This window comes from Oharaeibacter diazotrophicus, from assembly GCF_004362745.1.
Lineage (GTDB): Bacteria > Pseudomonadota > Alphaproteobacteria > Rhizobiales > Pleomorphomonadaceae > Oharaeibacter > Oharaeibacter diazotrophicus.
Map to the genome: position 1 here is coordinate 934552 of NZ_SNXY01000006.1, position 17099 is coordinate 951650.

General features: G+C 72.3%; 16 protein-coding genes. 3 read left to right on the forward strand and 13 right to left on the reverse strand.

Features of this window, described 5'->3' with window-relative positions:
• Positions 1-122: 122 nt before the first annotated feature.
• From EDD54_RS04460 to secG, 11 genes are all read right to left on the reverse strand, one after another.
• Positions 123-1229, reverse strand: coding sequence for an ABC transporter ATP-binding protein (locus tag EDD54_RS04460; protein ID WP_126536199.1), 1107 nt, complete (start codon positions 1227-1229; stop codon positions 123-125).
• Positions 1230-1379: 150 nt separating this feature from the next.
• Positions 1380-2015, reverse strand: coding sequence for an SMC-Scp complex subunit ScpB (gene scpB, locus EDD54_RS04465; protein WP_126541701.1), 636 nt, complete (start codon positions 2013-2015; stop codon positions 1380-1382).
• A gap of 71 nt (positions 2016-2086) precedes the next feature.
• Entirely contained in the window at positions 2087-2956 is an 870-nt protein-coding gene (locus EDD54_RS04470; RefSeq protein WP_126536197.1) for a segregation and condensation protein A, read from the reverse strand.
• 53 nt (positions 2957-3009) lie between these two features.
• Complete coding sequence (nagZ, locus tag EDD54_RS04475) at positions 3010-4029, reverse strand: beta-N-acetylhexosaminidase (RefSeq protein ID WP_126536195.1); 1020 nt, start codon at positions 4027-4029, stop codon at positions 3010-3012.
• Between the two features lie 94 nt (positions 4030-4123).
• Complete coding sequence (locus EDD54_RS04480) at positions 4124-5629, reverse strand: SPOR domain-containing protein (RefSeq protein ID WP_126536193.1); 1506 nt, start codon at positions 5627-5629, stop codon at positions 4124-4126.
• A gap of 81 nt (positions 5630-5710) precedes the next feature.
• Positions 5711-7462, reverse strand: a complete 1752-nt coding sequence (gene argS / locus EDD54_RS04485) for an arginine--tRNA ligase (RefSeq protein WP_126536191.1) — start codon at positions 7460-7462, stop codon at positions 5711-5713.
• A gap of 103 nt (positions 7463-7565) precedes the next feature.
• On the reverse strand, positions 7566-8375 hold the full coding sequence (locus tag EDD54_RS04490) for a VOC family protein (protein WP_126536189.1): 810 nt from the start codon (positions 8373-8375) through the stop codon (positions 7566-7568).
• A 1-nt stretch (position 8376) separates the two neighbouring features.
• Positions 8377-8853 (reverse strand): YbaK/EbsC family protein, encoded by a 477-nt coding sequence (locus EDD54_RS04495; RefSeq protein ID WP_126536187.1) that lies wholly within the window; start codon positions 8851-8853, stop codon positions 8377-8379.
• 141 nt (positions 8854-8994) lie between these two features.
• On the reverse strand, positions 8995-10452 hold the full coding sequence (locus EDD54_RS04500; RefSeq protein WP_165644641.1) for a S8 family peptidase: 1458 nt from the start codon (positions 10450-10452) through the stop codon (positions 8995-8997).
• A 399-nt stretch (positions 10453-10851) separates the two neighbouring features.
• Positions 10852-12480: a CTP synthase gene (locus EDD54_RS04505; protein ID WP_126536183.1), complete on the reverse strand. Its 1629-nt coding sequence runs from the start codon at positions 12478-12480 to the stop codon at positions 10852-10854.
• A gap of 195 nt (positions 12481-12675) precedes the next feature.
• Complete coding sequence (secG, locus tag EDD54_RS04510) at positions 12676-13290, reverse strand: preprotein translocase subunit SecG (RefSeq protein ID WP_126536181.1); 615 nt, start codon at positions 13288-13290, stop codon at positions 12676-12678.
• Positions 13291-13547: 257 nt separating this feature from the next.
• Here secG and ygfZ point away from each other — a divergent pair, with 257 nt between their 5' ends.
• Both ygfZ and EDD54_RS04520 read left to right on the forward strand, forming a co-directional pair.
• Complete coding sequence (gene ygfZ / locus EDD54_RS04515; RefSeq protein WP_126536179.1) at positions 13548-14438, forward strand: CAF17-like 4Fe-4S cluster assembly/insertion protein YgfZ; 891 nt, start codon at positions 13548-13550, stop codon at positions 14436-14438.
• 6 nt (positions 14439-14444) lie between these two features.
• Entirely contained in the window at positions 14445-15059 is a 615-nt protein-coding gene (locus EDD54_RS04520; protein WP_126536177.1) for a YfbR-like 5'-deoxynucleotidase, read from the forward strand.
• A 70-nt stretch (positions 15060-15129) separates the two neighbouring features.
• On the opposite strand, the gene EDD54_RS04525 is transcribed toward EDD54_RS04520, so the two are convergent.
• On the reverse strand, positions 15130-15969 hold the full coding sequence (locus EDD54_RS04525) for a hypothetical protein (protein WP_126536176.1): 840 nt from the start codon (positions 15967-15969) through the stop codon (positions 15130-15132).
• A gap of 171 nt (positions 15970-16140) precedes the next feature.
• Between EDD54_RS04525 and EDD54_RS04530 the strand changes: the two genes are divergently transcribed.
• Positions 16141-16656: a tyrosine phosphatase family protein gene (locus tag EDD54_RS04530; RefSeq protein ID WP_126536174.1), complete on the forward strand. Its 516-nt coding sequence runs from the start codon at positions 16141-16143 to the stop codon at positions 16654-16656.
• An 83-nt stretch (positions 16657-16739) separates the two neighbouring features.
• Here EDD54_RS04530 and EDD54_RS04535 read toward each other — a convergent pair whose 3' ends face one another.
• On the reverse strand, positions 16740-17066 hold the full coding sequence (locus EDD54_RS04535) for an ArsR/SmtB family transcription factor (RefSeq protein WP_126536172.1): 327 nt from the start codon (positions 17064-17066) through the stop codon (positions 16740-16742).
• Between the last annotated feature and the right edge of the window lie 33 nt (positions 17067-17099).

The window sequence follows — 17099 nt, forward strand, 5'->3', positions numbered from 1 at the left end:
CGCGGCGTTTTCATGGGCGCCACTTGCCGCGGCGTGATCCGGAAGGCGCGTCCGTCGAACGGCCGCGGCGAAGTCGCCGGCCCGGCTGCCCACGCTTTGGGCAGGACGACCGCGCCGGCGCCTCAGCGCGGGAACACCAGCACGTCGCGCCGGTCGACGTCGACCGCGACGTCGGTGCCCGGCGGAAAGGCCGAGGCGTCGCGGACGCGGGCGCGCAACAGCGCGTCGAGGCCGTCGACCGCGATCTCGGCGAGCCAGACCTCGCCGAGGAAGCGGCTGCGCACCACGCGGCCGGCGACGCCGCCCGATCCGGGCGCGGCGAGCAGGATGCCGGAATGGCGGATGCACACCACCATGGCCGCACCGTCCGACGCCGCGCCGGCGTCGAAGGCGCCGAACGGCGTCTCGACCCGCCCCCCCGTGGCGGTGCCGTCGAACTCGTTGAGTTCGGAAAAGAACCGGGCGGCGGTGAGGTCGACCGGGCTGCCGTAGAGTTCGGCCGGGCTGCCGAACTGCACGAGGCTGCCCTTGCGCATCAGCGCGACCCGGTCGGCCATCCGCATCGCCTCCTCCGGGTCGTGGGTGACGACGACGGCGGTCGCGCGCGTCTCGCGCAGCACGGCCATGGTCTCGTCGCGCACGCTGTCGCGCAGGCGCTTGTCGAGGCCGGAGAAGGGCTCGTCCATCAGCAGCACCGCCGGCCGCGGCACGATCGCGCGCGCCAGCGCCACGCGCTGCTGCTCGCCGCCGGAGAGGGCGTGCGGATAATCCTCTGCGTAGTCCTCGAGGCCGACCCGGCCGAGCGCGGCCCGGGCGGCGCGCTCGGCGGCCGGACCGTCGAGCGAGGTCAGGCCGAACATCACGTTGGCCAGGATCGACATGTGCGGGAACAGCGCATAGTCCTGGAACATCAGCCCGACGCCGCGGCGCTCCGGCGGCACGAAGCGCGCGGGACCGGCGACCTCGAGGTCGCCGATCACGATGCGCCCGGAGGTCGGCCGCTCGAGTCCGGCGACGAGGCGCAACAGGGTCGACTTGCCGCAACCGGAATGTCCGAGCAGGCAGACGATCTCCCCGGGCCGGGCCTCCAGCGTCACGCCGCGCAGCGAGGCGACACCGTCGTAGTCGTGCAAGACGGACTCGATCGAGAGCCGGGCGGCGATGGTGGCGGCGGCGGTGCCGCGCCGGCCCCAGCGCGGCCGCTCGGCCGTGGTGCCGACCGTGCTCACGGCATCCGCCGCACGGCGGCGGTCCCGACGGGGTTGCGATGCGGGCGAGGTCCGAAACCCGACAAACCGGCCATCCTTCCTGTGTCGCGTGGGCGGCGATCTACCCGTCCGCGGGGGTCGAAGCAAGCGGCGGGCCGCCGCGGCGGAGCGTCAGCCCTCCTCGCCGTCGTTCCTCGCATAGTCGAGAAGGTCGGGCGCGTCGAGCGGATCCTCGTCGTCCGAGAGCTCGTCGGCCGACCGCGGCACCGGAACCGAGAATCCCGGCGGAATCGTGCCCTCGAGCAGCCCGGCCCCACGCAGTTCCTCGAGCCCGGGCAGGTCGCCGACGCTCTCCAGCCCGAAATGCACCAGGAAGGCTTCCGTGGTGCCCCAGGTGATCGGCCGGCCGGGCGTGCGTCGGCGGCCGCGCATCCTCACCCAGCCGGTCTCGAGCAGCACGTCGAGCGTGCCCTTGGCGGTGGCGACGCCGCGGATCTCCTCGATCTCGGCGCGGGTGACCGGCTGGTGGTAGGCGACGATCGCCAGCGTCTCGAGGGCCGCGCGCGACAGCTTGCGCTGCTCGACCGCCTCCTCGCGCAGGAGATGGCCGAGATCCGGCGCGGTGCGGAACATCCACAGCCCGGCGACGCGGACGAGGTTGACGCCGCGGCCGGCGTAGAGGCTCTCGAGGTCGGCGAGCAGCGCGCGCACCGGCGTCCCCTTCGGCAGGCGGGCGGCGAGGTCGGCCTCCGACAGCGGCATCGGCGCGGCGAACAGCATCGCCTCGACGACGCGCAGGCCCGCCATCCGCGCCTCGACGGCGGCCGGATCCTCTTCCGGCGGCAGGCCCGGCAGTTCCGGCTCGTCGGCGGGCGCGGTCACGACGCGCCCTCCCCGGCCGGCGGTTCGCCGGACCCGCGCTCGTCCGGCCGTGCGGTCCGGATGAACAGCGGCGAGAAGGCGCCGGACTGGCGGATCTCGAGCTTGCCCTCGCGGACCAGTTCGAGGCTCGCCGAGAAGGCCGAGGCGCGCACCGTCGGGCGCAGTTCGGCGGTCGGCATGTACGGGGCGAGGAAAGTCTCGATCGGCATCCAGTCGGCGAGCCGGCCGACCAGCCGCTCCAGGATCTCGCGGGCATCGGCCAGCGCCCAGACCGCGCGGCGGCGGACGTGGACGCGGCCGACGATCTGGCGTTGGCGCTGCGTGGCATAGGCCTCGAGCAGGTCGTAGAGCCCGGCCTGCCAGACGTTGACGCGGTCGACCGCCACCGGCTCCGGCGCGCCGCGGGGAAAGACGTCGCGGCCGAGGCGGTCGCGGCCGACCAGACGGGCGGCGGCCTCGCGCATCGCCTCCAGCCTGCGCAGGCGGAAGGCGAGCGCCTCGGCGAGCTCCTCGGCACTCGGCTCGTCGCCGCCGTCGTCGGTGGCCGGCAGCAGGAGCCGCGATTTCAGGTAGGCGAGCCAGGCCGCCATCACGAGGTAGTCGGCGGCGAGTTCGAGGCGCAGCTGCCGGGCCTCTTCGACGAAGGCGATGTACTGCTCGGCGAGCGCCAGGATCGAAATCTTCGAGAGGTCGACCTTCTGATTGCGGGCGAGCGTCAGCAGGAGGTCGAGCGGACCCTCGAAGCCGTCGACGTCGACCACCAGCGACGGTTCGGCCGCGGACGCCGCTTCGCTGCGCGGCGGCGCCGACCAGTCGTCGGCGTCCGCCCGGGCGGTCGGCGTCTCGGTGGTCTCGGCGTCCGCCACGCGGGTGGCCCTCCGATCGGTCGATGTCGTGCCCGCGCCGACGAGGCGCGGGTTCAGATGCCGGCCGCCGCGTCGTGGGCGGCGAGCGCCGCCGTCATGCGGGCGGCGATCGCGTCGAGGTCGGCGTCGTCGGGCGTACCGATGCGGGCGAGCGCCGCCTCGGCCCGCGCAGCCGACCGACCGGCGAGCACCGGCGCCGCGGCGGCGACCGCTTCCATTTCGGCGATGTCGCCGTTGCAGTGCAAGGCCACGTCGCAGCCGGCGGCGAGCGCCCGGCGGGCCCGCTCGCCGAGATCGCCCTCGAGCGCATTCATCGAGAGATCGTCGGAGAACAGGAGGCCGTCGAAGCCGATCAGGCCGCGGATCACCTCGCCGATCACCACCGGCGACTGGGTCGCCGGCCGGGCCGGATCGATGGCGGTGTAGACGAGATGTGCCGTCATCGCCGCCGGCAGGTCGGACAGCGCGACGAAGGGGGCGAAGTCGAGGGCGAGCAGGTCGCCGGCCGGGGCGTGGACGACGGGCAGTTCATGGTGGCTGTCGACGCGGGCGCGGCCGTGGCCGGGCAGGTGCTTGATCACCGGCAGCACGCCGCCGGCGAGAAGGCCGTCGGCGACGGCCCGGCCGCAGGCGGCGACGCGGGCGGGATCGCCGCCGAAGGAGCGGTCGCCGATCGCCGGGGTGGTGCCGGGCGAGGCGAGGTCGAGGCAGGGGGCGCAGTCGACGTCGATGCCGACGGCGGCGAGGTCGCCGGCCATCAGCCGCGCGACGTCGCGCACCAGCGCGGGGTCGGCGACGAGGTCGGCGGCGGCCGCGAGACGCGCGGCGGAGGGATACCGGCGCCAGTGCGGCGCGCCCATGCGCTGGACCCGGCCGCCCTCCTGATCGATCAGCACCGGCGCCCGCCGGCCGAGCACGTCGCGGACCTCGGCGACGAGACGGGTCAGCTGCTCGGGATCCTCGATGTTGCGGCGGAACAGGATCAGGCCCCACGGATCGGCGGCGCGCAGGAAGTCGCGTTCGGCGGCGGTCGGGACCGCACCGGAGAGACCTGTGACGAAGGCGCGGGGCATGGACGGGCTTCCGTAGGCACGGGGCTTCGAAACGGCGGCGGCCCGGATCCGGTTCGTCCGGGTCCGGGCCGCCTGGATCAGGTGGACCCTGCGATCACTTGCGGGCGATCAGGCAGTCGATGCCGGCGGACTTCAGCGACTGGCACAGCGCCACCGCCTGCTCCTTGCTCGGCTGCGGCACGCGCACCCGGTAGTAGACGCCCTTGGCGCCGAGGTCGGCGCGCTGGACGTCGGCCGAGAGGCCGCCGAGCACGCCCGGGTTCTTGCGCCGCATTGCCTCGAAGGCGGCGAGCGCCGCCGCCTCGCTGCGCTGCGACGACACCTGGACGTAGGCGCCGCCGGCGGGCGCCGGGGTGGAGGCGGTAGGTGCGGCGGCGACGGGGGCCGCCGCCGGATCCACCGCGGCGACCTGCGTCGGCGCGACCGCCCGGCTGGCGGGCGCCGGCGCGGCGGCGGTGGCGGCGAGGTCGAGCGGGCCGTCGTGGGCGACCGGCGCCGGTGCGGGCTTGGCCGGCCGCGGCTTCGGCGCCTCGGGCGGGGGCGGCAGCACGGCCTCGACGGAGGTCGGCGGTTCGGCGGTCGGCGCGACCGTTACCGGCGCCACCGTCACGGGCGCGACGGCGACGGCGGGCGGCGGGACGATCGCGGGCTCGGAGGTCTGCTCGGACGCATCGAGCGGCGGCAGGCCGGCGGCCGAGCCCTCGTCCTCGCCGGTCGGGGCGGCGGACGCGGTGTCCTCGGCCGGGACGATGGTGCCGGGCAGCGGCGCGGTACCGCCGGCGAGCGCGGCGATGCCGTCGGACGACGGGGCGGCCGGCGCGGCGACGGCGGTCGGGCGCTCCGGGGTCTCGATGATGTCGCCGTTCGGCTTGACCAGCACGGTGCGTACGCGCCGCGGCCCGGTCTCGGCCGGCGACAGCGCGTCGGGGGCGTCCGCGGCGATCTCCTTGCCGTCCGGCAGAATCACGCGCGAGACCTGCGGATTGACGCCGGGCAGGTTCGGCACGCTCTCCTCGCGGGTGACGAGGCGCTCGTTGCCCTTGGCGGGCACGCCCTGCACCTGGTCGAACACCGCCTCGCCCTCGATCGGCTCGTCGATGGCGTCGCCCTTTTCGGGCACGATCTTGTAGGGACCTTCGGGCGCGCGGACCAGCTGCGGCTCGCCGAAGCCGGAGACGCCGCCGCTCGTGAGATAATAGGCGCCGACACCGCCGGCGATCAGCGCCACCGCGGCGACGGCCCCGAGCAGCAGCCAGGGCCGGCGCGGACGCTCGGCGACCTCCTCCTCGACGGCGACGTGCGGGGGCAGCACGCCCTCCTCGACCTGGAGCGGCTCCGATTCGTCGTAGCCGAAGTCACCCGGCAGGGGCGCGAGGGCGGAATCGTCCCAGGGGTCGTAGGCGCCCGGGCGAGGACCGTCCGAAGGCACCGCCGCCAGCGCCGCCTGGGCCTGACCGGAGCGGGTCTCGAGATCCCGTTCGACGAGCCGGGCGAGTTCCGCCATCGGATCGTCGCCGTTGACCCACTCGTCGATAGGCGTTTCCGGCAGGGCGTCGAATTCGGGTTCCTGGACGCGCTGGACGCGGCGACTGTTGAACATCGGTCAGTCTCTCTCGGCCACCGTTCACCGCCTGACCGAACGATCGCCGCCCCCGCCTGCCGAGGACGATCGATCGTCAGTTCACCGCATCTCGTCCGGAGCGCCGACGCCGAGTATAGCGAGCCCCGACGCCAGCACAATCATCACCGCCCGGACGAGGGCGAGACGGGCTCCAGTGGACGATGGATCATCACGGTTAACGAACCGTAAGTGGGGATTTTCCTTCCCCCGGTTCCAATGGGCGTGCAACTCGCTCGCGAGGTCGTGCAGGTAGAACGCGATCCGATGCGGCTCGTGTGCTTCCGCGGCGGCCTCGACCACGCGCGGATACTCGGCGATGCGCTTGACGAGCGCGAGTTCGCCCGAATCGGAGAGCTTGGAAAGGTCGGCCGAAGCGAGGTCCGTCGCCGCGATCTCCGGCGCCTGCTCGGCCGCCTGCCGGAACACCGAGGCACAGCGGGCGTGGGCGTACTGGACGTAGAAGACCGGGTTGTCCTTCGACTGTTCCTTGACCTTGACGAAATCGAAGTCGAGCGGCGCGTCGTTCTTGCGCATCAGCATCATGAAGCGGACGGCGTCGCGGCCGACCTCTTCGACCACCTCGCGCAGGGTGACGAAGGAGCCGGAGCGCTTCGACATCTTCACCGGTTCGCCGGCCCGGAACAGCTTGACCAGCTGGCAGAGCCGCACGACCACCTTGGCCTCGCCGCCCGAGATCGCCTTGCCGACCGCCTCCAGCCGCTTGACGTAACCGCCGTGGTCGGCGCCGAGGATGAAGATCATCTCCCGGAAGCCGCGCAGGTACTTCGAGCGCATGTAGGCGACGTCGGCGGCGAAATAGGTGTAGCTGCCGTCGGACTTGCAGAGTGGACGGTCGATGTCGTCGCCGTAGGCCGAGGCGCGGAACAGCACCTGCTCACGGTCCTCCCAGTCCTCGGGCAACTGACCCTTCGGCGGCGGCAGGCGGCCGTCGTAGACGAGGTCGCGGGCGCGGAATTCCGCAATCATCTCGTCGATTTCGGAGCGGTTCTTCAAGCTGCGGTCGTGCAGCGTCGCCTCCGAAAAGAACACCTCGTGGCGCACGCCGAGCACCTCGAGGTCGCCACGGATCATGTCCATCATCATGGCGATGGCGAGCGGCTTGACGATCGGCAGCCACTCCGCCTCGTCCATGGCGAGCAGGCGGTCGCCGTGGTCGCGCTTCAGCGCCTCGCCGACCGGCACCAGATAGTCGCCGGGATAGAGCCCGTCGGGGATCTCGACGGTCTCGCCGAGCGCCTCGCGGTAGCGCAGGAAGGCCGAGCGGGCGAGCACGTCGACCTGACCGCCGGCGTCGTTGATGTAGTATTCCTTGGCGACGTCCTGGCCGGCGAAGGCGAGCAGATTGGCGAGCGCGTCGCCGACCACGGCGCCGCGGCAATGGCCGACGTGCATCGGGCCGGTCGGGTTGGCCGAGACGTATTCGACGTTGGTGCGCCGGCGACCGCCGGCGGTCGAGCGGCCGAAACCGTCTGGATCGGCGAGCACGGCGGCGACGACGCCGCTCCAGAACGCAGGCGCGAGGCGCAGGTTGATGAAGCCCGGGCCGGCGACCTCGACGGCGGCGACGTCCGCATCGGCGCCGAGCGCGGCGGCCAGACGGTCGGCGAGCTCGCGCGGCTTCAGGCCGAGGCCCTTGGAGAGCACCATCGCGGCGTTGGTGGCGACGTCGCCGTGGGAGGGATCGCGCGGCGGCTCGACGGTCACGCGCGCCAGATCGGCCTCGGAAAGGCCGAGATCGAGGCCGCGGAGCGCCGAGCGCACGCGATCACCGAACACCTGGAACACGTTCATCGGATTTGAGCCTCGGCTGGAAACTGCGGCACGCGGGCACGGGAAAGCCGCGTGGGCCCTAACGCAAATCCGCCGCAGCGTCAAACGGACGGCCCCGGCGCGATCACCTCGGCAGGATCAGCGTGGTGCCGAAGGCGGCGGACGCCGGGACGACCCGCGAGCCGTTGCCGGCGCCGCGGAAACGGATCGCGACGATGCGCGGCGTGCCCGCGTCCGCCGGCAGCGCCGCCGCGCCGTAACGGGTCGCGAGCGCGGCCGGCGTCTCGACCTCGAGTCGTCCGCGCGCGGTCTCGACCACGACGGCTCCGTCCTCCTCCCGCGCCGTGCCGCCGGCGAAGGCGGCGAGGAACGGGGCGACGGCGGCCGGATCGGCCGCGGCCAGGATCACCGCGTCGACGCCGGTGCAGCCGTTGGCGTGGGTCTGGAAGGCCGGGTTCCAGAAGTTCTCCGGATAGTGCTGGCGGCAGGTGAAGAAGCCGATCTCGGGCATCTCCGGGCTCGCCGTGAAGGTCAGCGAGAAGGCGACCGTGCGCTCGGTCCCGTCGGGCCGGCGGGCGATGCGCTCGAAGCGGAACGGCTCGAACAGCGGCAGGCCGCGGGCGGCGAAGTCGGCGCGGTCGGCGGTCTCGTCGGCGCTGTCGAGCACCAGCATGGCGCAGCCTTCGCCGCGCGCGACGGCGTCGCGGGCGAAGGCGCCGAAGGAGAAGCGGCCCGGCCCGTGCTCCGGGATCGCCGCGGCGTCGGCGACGGCGAGCAGTTCCAGGAAAGCGCCGTCGAACTGGACCAGCACGTTCTCGGTGCCCCAGGGATGGCGCGCCACCGGCGTCGTCGTGAAGCCGAGGCCGGCGTAGAAGTCGCGCGCGGCGGAAAGATCGCGGACCGCGAGGACGAGGTGGTCGATGCCGCGGATCATGTCAGCTTCCCTCCCCGGGGGCCTGGCAGACGTCGATCCATTCGGCCCCGACGAGGTCGGCCATGCGGACCGGATCGATGCGCACGGCGCTGTGGGTCGAGCCGGCGGCCGGCACGACCTCGGCGAAGGCGCGCAGCGAGACGTCGCAGTAGATCGGCAGCGCGCTGGCGAGGCCGAACGGGCAGACGCCGCCGACCGGGTGACCCGTGACGGCGACGACCTCCTCGGCCGAGAGCATCGAGACCTTGCCGCCGAAGGCCGCCTTGGCCTTGCGGTTGTCGAGCCGGGCGACGCCGCCGGTGACCAGCAGGAAGCGCCGCTCGCCGACGCGCAGCGACAGGGTCTTGGCGATCTGCGCCGGCTCGACGCCGTGTCCGGCGGCGGCCTCGGCCACGGTGGCGGTGCTGACCGGCAGTTCGATCACCGCCACGTCCGGCGCCCGCTCGGCCAGGAAGGCCTTCACACTCTCCAGCGACATGCCCGCTCCTCGTCGTCCCGGGGCCGGAGGGGAGCACGACCACGCCCGCTCTGTCGAGCCCCCGCCCGAAAACGACGACGCCCGGCGGTGGGGACCGCCGGGCGTCGGATGTCGGTGCGCCCGGAGACGCCGGGCTCGGGATCAGCCGCAGCCGAGGGCCTTGATGGTGGCCGGGACGTCGACGCGCGACCGGGTGATCTGCGGATAGCCGGACACCGAGCGGTAGTCCTGGATCTTCAGGCCGGACTGCCACATCGCGTACTCGATGTCGCCGACCGACTTGGTCCGGCAGGCCGCGCGCGAACGGATCGCGGCGAAGATGCCGGCGACGTGCGGAGCGGCCATCGAGGTGCCCTGGAAGCCCTTGTAGGTGCCGCCGGTCGACGACAGGATCGCACCCGAGCTGTTGCCGAACGGATACTGGACGTCGCCGCCGGGCGCCACGATGTCGGTCTGCGGACCGATGTTGGAATAGTAGGCGATGCGCTCCGGCTTGCCGGTCGCCTTCTTCGACGAGGCCGACACGGTGGTCGCCGCGTAGATGCAGCCCGGGGCGCCGACGCCGTTGATGTAGCTGCTGTTGCCGGCCGCGATCACGACGGCGATGCCGGCGCGGCGCAGCTTGTCGATGATCGGGGTCAGCGGCGAGTCGTCGCAATAGTCGTCGTAGCCGCCGCCGCCGAGGCTCATGTTGACCGCGTCGATCTTGCGGTTGGCGACGCCGTTGCGCAGGGCGTAGACGCGCTCGAGCGCCGCGAGCTGGTCCGAGGTGTAGGCGAGCGCGCAGGGCATGGTCGCGCCGCTGCCGCACTGGCTGGTCGCGAACTTCGAGAACACCTTGATCGCGACGATCGCCGCGTCCTTGGCGACGCCGTTCTGCGGCTCGCCGCGCGACAGACTGGTGTTCTTGCCCGCCGCGATGCCCGCGACGTGCGTACCGTGGCCGCAACCCTCGATGGCCGCGCCGTTGCAGTCGAGACCGGACCCGGCCGCGATGCTGGACTTGGCGCCGTTCGGGCAGAGCGACGTCGACTGGTTGGCGGCGCTGGTGGTGCTGTAGCAGGCCTCGGAGACGACCTTGCCCCTGAGGAACTCGTGGGTCTTGTCGACGCCGGTGTCGATGACGACGACGGCACGGCCGGCGCCGGTGGCTCCCATGCTGTAGGCGCCGCCGGTGGTGTTCATCTTGATCAGCTGCAGCGACTGCAGCAGGGTCGGCGCGGCGAGCCGGTCCGGGTAGATCTTGACGACGCGGCTGTCGCCGGCGAGCGACGCGATCTGGTCGGCGTTGGCGTCGGCGGCGAACATCGGCACGGCGTCGAGCGCCTTGACCGACGCGCCGGCACCGAACACCGACGCGGCGATCGAGGCGCCCTGCGCGGAATAGCTCTCGGTCCCGTCCGAGGACTGCCCGACGGCGCGGCCGGCGGACGGATCGTACTCGACGATGACGCGGGTGGTGCCCTCTGCGAGCGCCTGCGAGCGCAGCGCCAGCACCGAAGGCGTGAAGTTGGAACCGACGGCCACCTGCTGGGCGGACGCGGTGGAAACGCTCATCGCCGTGGAGACGGCGAGGAGGGCGGCAAAGGCGAATTTCATTCTTCTCTCCCCCGTTGGCCGGAGCAATCGTGCTTTTCTCTGCAAGTTACTTTGGGGGGAGGACTTCGCCACCCCCAGCATAGGGCCGGACATCCAAGTGCCGACCGTGGGAAAATGTGCGCGGGGATTAAGCGCCGACGGCCGACGACCGTCAACCTTCAAATGGGTGGAAACGGCCGGGGCCGCCGAGTCCGGTAAATGCAGCGGCCGAGCTTCCGGGCCGACCTGGAAAAATTACCGAAATCGGGAATAAGTGCGGGCTGCACAAATCGGTGTCGCGACCGGCCCGCCGCCGGACGTGTCGCCGTCCGGGTGCTGCTCGCGGAGTGCGACGGGCACGGGCCCGACGGCCGGGACATCGCGAAGTCCCGACGGATCGGGACTTCGACGGGCTGGGGCTCAGACCAGACGGCTCTGGACCTTGGCGGCTTCGACGAAGCTCGCGAACAGCGGATGCGGCTCGAACGGGCGGCTCTTCAGTTCCGGGTGGTACTGGACGCCGATGAACCAGGGATGCTCGGGGATCTCGACGGTCTCCGGCAGCACGCCGTCCGGCGACAGGCCGGCGAAGGACAGGCCGCAGGCCTCGAGCCGGGCGCGGTAGTCGATGTTGACCTCGTAGCGGTGGCGGTGGCGCTCGGAGATCCGGGTCGAGCCGTAGATCTGCGCGATCTTGGAACTCTGCGCCAGCCGCGCCTCGTAGGCGCCGAGACGCAGCGTGCCGCCGAGGTCGCCGTCGGCGCGTCGCTTCTCGAGGTCGTTGCCCTTCAGCCACTCGGTCATCAGGCCGACCACCGGCTCCTCGGTCGGGCCGAACTCGGTCGAGGAGGCGTGCTCGACGCCCGCTAGCGAGCGCGCCGCCTCGATCACCGCCATCTGCATGCCGAAGCAGATGCCGAAATAGGGCACCTTGCGCTGGCGCGCGAAGCCGGCCGCCCGGATTTTGCCCTCCGAGCCGCGCTCGCCGAAGCCGCCCGGCACCAGGATGCCGTGGACATGCTCGAGATAGGGGGCGGGATCCTCCTTCTCGAAGATCTCGCTCTCGATCCACTCGATGTTGACGCGGACGTTGTTGGCGATGCCGCCGTGGACGAGCGCCTCGATCAGCGACTTGTAGGCGTCCTTCAGCACCGTGTACTTGCCGACCACGGCGATGTTGACCTGCCCTTCCGGGTTCTTGATCCGGTTGACGATCGACTGCCAGCGCTCGAGGTTCGGCGGCGGCGCGCCGGTGATGCCGAAGGCGGCGAGCACCTCGTCGTCGAAGCCCTCGGCATGGTAGGCCAGCGGCACCTCGTAGATCGAGGAGACGTCGAGGCCCTGGATCACCGCGCTCTCGCGGACGTTGCAGAACAGCGACAGCTTCTTGCGCTCGCCCTGCGGAATCGGACGGTCGCAGCGGATCAGCAGGATGTCGGGCGCGATGCCGATGCCGCGCAGCTCCTTGACGGAATGCTGGGTCGGCTTGGTCTTGAGCTCGCCGGCGGACGGGATCCAAGGCATCAGCGTCAGGTGGACGTAGACGGCCGAGCCGCGCGGCAGTTCGTTGCCGAGCTGGCGGATCGCCTCGAGGAACGGCATCGCCTCGATGTCGCCGACCGTGCCGCCGATCTCGACCAGCACGAAGTCGACGTCCTGGTTGCCGTCGAGCACGAAGGCCTTGATGGCGTCGGTGACGTGCGGGATCACCTGCACGGTGCCGCCGAGATAGTCGCCGCGACGCTCCTTGGCGATGATCTCCTGGTAGATCCGGCCGGTGGTGATGTTGTCCTGCTTGCCGGCCGGGCGGCCGGTGAAGCGCTCGTAGTGGCCGAGGTCGAGGTCCGTCTCCGCGCCGTCGTCGGTCACGAAGACCTCGCCGTGCTGGTAGGGCGACATCGTGCCGGGGTCGACGTTGAGATAGGGGTCGAGCTTGCGCAGACGGACCCGATAGCCGCGCGACTGCAGGAGGGCGCCGAGGGCCGCGGACGCAAGCCCCTTGCCCAAGGACGAAACCACGCCGCCGGTGATGAAGATGTACCGCGTCATGGGCCTTCAACCTATCTGATTCGGCCGCCCGCCGAGCGGGGGTCCGGGGGATATCCGCAACGAACGAGAGGCCCGGCGCGGGGAGCGCCGCACGCGCCCCACGGGACCCCAGTTCTCGCGCGCTTCAAAACGAACCGGCCGCGGTCGCCGCGGCCGGTCGGATCGGTTCGTGCCGGCCGAAAACGGCTGGGCTGGTCACTGCGCCGGCGCGGGCGTCGCCGGAGCCGGAGCGGCGGGGGCCGCTTCGGTCGCCGGAGCCGGAGCGGCGGGCTCGGTCGTCGGGGCGTTTGTCGCCGGCGCCGGGGTCGTCGGAGCGGCGTCTGTCGCCGGAGCCGGGGCGGCGGGGGCCGCCGGAGCCGGGGCGGCGGGGGCCGCCGGAGCCGGGGCGGCGGGGGCCGCCGGAGCGGCGTCGGTCGCCGGAGCCGGCGAGGCCGGCGGCGTCTGGGCGCCAGCGGCGGGGGCCTCCGGGGTCTGCGCGCCCGGCTTCTTCTGCAGGAGGTCCAGCACGCCGCCCTGACCGGTACCGATCGGCGCGTCCGGACCGGCGGCCGGCGCGGGGCCGCCGACGGAGTCGAGGATCGAGCCGCCGCCGATGAAGCGCGGCAGGATCGTCAGCGCGATCGAGGTCACGAAGAAGATCGTCGCCAGGATGGCGGTGGTGCGGGTCAGCACGTTGGCGGTGCCGCGGCTGGTCATGAAACCGCCGCCGCCGCCGATGCCGAGCGCGCCGCCTTCGGAACGCTGCAGGAGCACGACGCCGACCAGCGCGATCACCACCATCAGGTGGACGACGAGAAGGACCGTTTGCATGGAAACCGAGATGCCTTGTCTTGAGCCGGCGGCTTTCTACACGAAGGCACCCGCCGTTTCCACCCTCGTTCCGCGCGAGACCCGTACCGCTCGGAGCGCGCGGGGCGGCCCCGCACAGGTGGTGACGTCTCCGCCCGAGTCAACCGCGGTCGCCGGGGCGGGGGAGGAGCGGTCGCCGGCCGCCCTGCCCGCTTGCCGGTCGGCCACGCCGGCGGTAACTGACGGAGGGTGTGAGCCGCAGCCCGACGGAGCCGCCGATGTCGTCCCTCCATGCCGCCGTCCTCCCCGGCCGCGCCCTCGTCCGCGTCGCCGGCACCGACGCCCGCGCCTTCCTCGACCGGCTCGTCACCGCCGACGTCGAGGCGATCCCCGAGGGCGGTGCCGGCCACGGCGCGCTGCTGTCGCCGCAGGGCAAGATCCTGACCGACTTCCTGATCGTGCCGATGGGCGCCGACCACCTGCTCGACCTGCCGGCCGCCGCCGCGGCCGACCTCGTCAAGCGCCTCACGCTCTACAAGCTGCGCGCCGCCGTGACCGTCGCCGACGTTTCCGACGACCTCGCGGTCGTCGCGCTCTGGGGCGACGGCGCGCCGCCGACGATGCCCGGCCACGTGGTCGCCGACCCGCGCCACGCGGCCCTTGGTTGGCGCGCCTACGTGCCGGCGAGCGCCGCCGCCGCGGCCGCCGCCTTCCCCGGCGCGCTGATCGAGACCGCCGACGCCTATGCCGCGCACCGGGCCGCGCTCGGCATCGTCGAGGGCGGCGCCGACTATGCCCTCGGCGACGCCTTCCCGCACGACGCCGCGCTGGACCAGAATGCCGGCGTCGCCTTCGACAAGGGCTGCTTCGTCGGCCAGGAGGTGGTGAGCCGGATGCAGCACCGCGGCACCGCCCGGCGTAGACCGGTGCTGGTGACGGCCGAATCCGCCCTGCCCGCGCCCGGCACCGAGATCACAGCCGCCGGCCGGTCGATCGGCGCGCTCGGCACGGTCGCCGGCAACGAGGGCCTCGCCATCGTCCGGCTCGACCGCGCCAAGGCGGCGCGCGACGCCGGCGCGCCGGTGCTCGCCGGCGCCGTGGCGGTGACGCTCGCCCTGCCCGGCCACGTCCGCTACGGCTGGCCCGAGAGCGCCGACGGGGACGCCTGACACGCCATGCCGGACCGTCCGAGCGCCCCGCCGCGCGCCTGGCAGCGCATGCTGTCCGGCCGCCGGCTCGACCTCCTCGACCCCTCCCCGCTCGACGTCGAGATCCGCGACGTCGCCCACGGGCTCGCCCGAGTCGCCCGCTGGAACGGCCAGACCGTCGGCGACCACGCCTTCTCGGTGGCGCAGCACTCGCTGCTGGTCGAGGAGATCGCCGGGCTGCTCGAGCCCGCGCTCGACCGTCGCGGCCGGCTCGCGGTGCTGCTGCACGACGCCCCGGAATACGTGATCGGCGACATGATCTCGCCGTTCAAGGCGGTGATGGGCGGCGACTACAAGGCGGTCGAGAAGCGCCTGCAGGCGGCGATCCACCTCGCCGTCGGCCTGCCCGCCACACTGCCCGGACCGCTGACGACGCTGACCAAGAAGGCCGACCGGATCGCCGCCTATTTCGAGGCGGTCGAACTCGCCGGCTTCGAGGCCGCCGAGGCGCGGCGCTACTTCGGCCTGCCCAAGGGCTTCGGCCGCCAGACCGCCGACGGCCCCCGCCTCGACCTCACGCCCTGGCCGACCGTCGAAGCCGAACGCCGCTTCCACGACCGCGTGCTGGAGTTGAAGGGGTGAACAGACGGCGGTCGCGAGCCGGACGCCCGTTCGCGATCCTGCACCCCGAAGCCGCTACGGTCGCGCTCCCTTATTGCGACTGGCCTATCTGATTGAGAATCATGAGCTGATCCATCCGGGCGTCGTCGGCACGGGGATCCGAGGCGCCCTGGATCTGCAAGGAAGGGATCGGCAGGCTGAAGATCGCGGAACCCGTCCCCCCGACGTGGAAAGGCCCTGGCCGCGCCGTCCCGGACGCAACCCTGGCCTTGAGAGCCTTCGTCACCTCGTCCGGCATGCTCAGAGTCATGACCAGTTGCTGGGTGTCGTCACGGGTCCTCTTGGCGTCGGCGGTGAGCTTGACGGGCGTGACGAGGACGTCGATCCCGGCATTTCCGGTTCGCGTCAGCACGAAGTCGAGCGTGTAGGACAGCTTGGAATAGGCCATCCGCGGCTCGCCGGCGGGCGCGGCGTCGAGCGTCTTCAGCCAGTCGTAGATCCCCAATCCGACAACCCTGGACTGCCACTTCTTCGTGACATTGTCGCATACGGACGTGTCCGATGCGGACGGCGCAACGACGAAATCGATGACTGCGGTCGATGTCCGGGCGCGCGTGACCTCGGCGCCGAACCGGAATCCACCGCTCACGCCGCCCCCGAGCGGCACGAGTTCGGCGGTTCCGACCGATCCGCTCGCGGTCTGCTTGTTCTCGATCTTCGCCGTCAGCTTGCCGTCGATGAACCATCCATCGAATTGCAGGCGCCGCGGCTTCGTATCGGCGATGTCCCTGAAGGACAGGGCGAACTCGCACTTCATCTGCCCGAGCAGCAGATCGAGCGGAATCGGGCGACTGTCCTCGGACGGGGCTGGAAGAGCCGAGCACCCGGCGAGCGAGACCGATAACCAAAGAAAAGATGCCGAAACGCGCATATCCGCCCCCGAGAACGATTGCACGCATCGGTTATAGATGACTCCAGATTGATTTGCCGTCCATCGAAATCTCCCGGGCCCGCGCCTCTTCCACGTCGCTCGCAGGGGGAGTATCCCGAAGTCCGCCGCGGGCCTCGCACGCCTGCTCGTCAACCGGAGCAAGCCCCTGCCATGATCCACGTCTGTTCGCTCGCCCGCGTCGCCGCCACCGTCGAGGCCACTGGGGCGAAGCGGGTGGTGTCGCTGGTCAACGCCGGGACGCCGATGACGATGCCGGCGCACGTCGCCGGCGAGGCGCACCTGTTCCTGCCGATCAACGACATCGTCGCCGCCGCCGACGGCATGACCCTGCCCGGCGAGGCGCATGTCGCGGCGCTGTTCGCGTGGCTGGAGGCGTGGGACCGCGCCGACCCGATCGTGGTGCACTGCTTCGCCGGCGTGTCGCGCTCGACCGCGGCCGCCTATTCGGCGGTGCTGGCGCTCGATCCCGGCCGCGACGAGGAGGAACTGGCGCTCGAACTCCGCCGGAAGTCGCCGACGGCGACGCCGAACGCCCGAATCGTGGCCGTCGCCGACGCCCTGCTCGGTCGCGGCGGCCGGATGGTCCGCGCCATCGGGTCGATCGGCCGCGGCGAGGATTGCTTCGAGGGCGTGCCCTTCGCGCTGGAACTGGCGCGCCGGGGCTGACCGGCGAGGCCGGGGCGGGTCGGCGGCGCCGATCGCATCCCCTCTGCGGCCGCGAAGGGCCGCGCTCGTGTGGCCGGCCGTCCTCAGCGCACGGTTTCGGCGGCGGCGGCGGCGATCACCTGGTCGATCAGGCCCGGAAATCGGGTGTCGAGGTCGTCCCGGCGCAGCGTATTCACGTTCTCGACGCCGCGCTTCTCCATCCGCACCACGCCTGCCTCGCGCAGCACGCGGTAGTGGTTGGAGAGGGTCGACTTCGGCACCTCGCCGGTCGGGCAGGCCTGCGAGCAGCTGAGGCCGTCCGCCGTCTCGGCGAGGCGGCGGACGATGGCGAGGCGGGTGGGATCGCCGAGGGCGGCGAGGACGCCGGTCAGCGTGATGTCGTCGCGGGCGGGATGGACGTAGGGGTTCATGGCTCCTTCCTAGCACGTGCGTTGACGCGGTCC

Coding starts and splice junctions, on each gene's coding strand:
- secG (WP_126536181.1), bottom strand. CDS start 13,290: ATGCAAACGGTCCTTCTCGTCGTCCACCTGATGGTGGTGATCGCGCTG.
- ygfZ (WP_126536179.1), top strand. CDS start 13,548: ATGTCGTCCCTCCATGCCGCCGTCCTCCCCGGCCGCGCCCTCGTCCGC.
- EDD54_RS04505 (WP_126536183.1), bottom strand. CDS start 12,480: ATGACGCGGTACATCTTCATCACCGGCGGCGTGGTTTCGTCCTTGGGC.
- scpB (WP_126541701.1), bottom strand. CDS start 2,015: ATGGCGGGCCTGCGCGTCGTCGAGGCGATGCTGTTCGCCGCGCCGATG.
- EDD54_RS04530 (WP_126536174.1), top strand. CDS start 16,141: ATGATCCACGTCTGTTCGCTCGCCCGCGTCGCCGCCACCGTCGAGGCC.
- EDD54_RS04490 (WP_126536189.1), bottom strand. CDS start 8,375: ATGATCCGCGGCATCGACCACCTCGTCCTCGCGGTCCGCGATCTTTCC.
- nagZ (WP_126536195.1), bottom strand. CDS start 4,029: ATGCCCCGCGCCTTCGTCACAGGTCTCTCCGGTGCGGTCCCGACCGCC.
- EDD54_RS04520 (WP_126536177.1), top strand. CDS start 14,445: ATGCCGGACCGTCCGAGCGCCCCGCCGCGCGCCTGGCAGCGCATGCTG.
- EDD54_RS04495 (WP_126536187.1), bottom strand. CDS start 8,853: ATGTCGCTGGAGAGTGTGAAGGCCTTCCTGGCCGAGCGGGCGCCGGAC.
- EDD54_RS04535 (WP_126536172.1), bottom strand. CDS start 17,066: ATGAACCCCTACGTCCATCCCGCCCGCGACGACATCACGCTGACCGGC.
- EDD54_RS04500 (WP_165644641.1), bottom strand. CDS start 10,452: ATGAAATTCGCCTTTGCCGCCCTCCTCGCCGTCTCCACGGCGATGAGC.
- EDD54_RS04480 (WP_126536193.1), bottom strand. CDS start 5,629: ATGTTCAACAGTCGCCGCGTCCAGCGCGTCCAGGAACCCGAATTCGAC.
- EDD54_RS04525 (WP_126536176.1), bottom strand. CDS start 15,969: ATGCGCGTTTCGGCATCTTTTCTTTGGTTATCGGTCTCGCTCGCCGGG.
- argS (WP_126536191.1), bottom strand. CDS start 7,462: ATGAACGTGTTCCAGGTGTTCGGTGATCGCGTGCGCTCGGCGCTCCGC.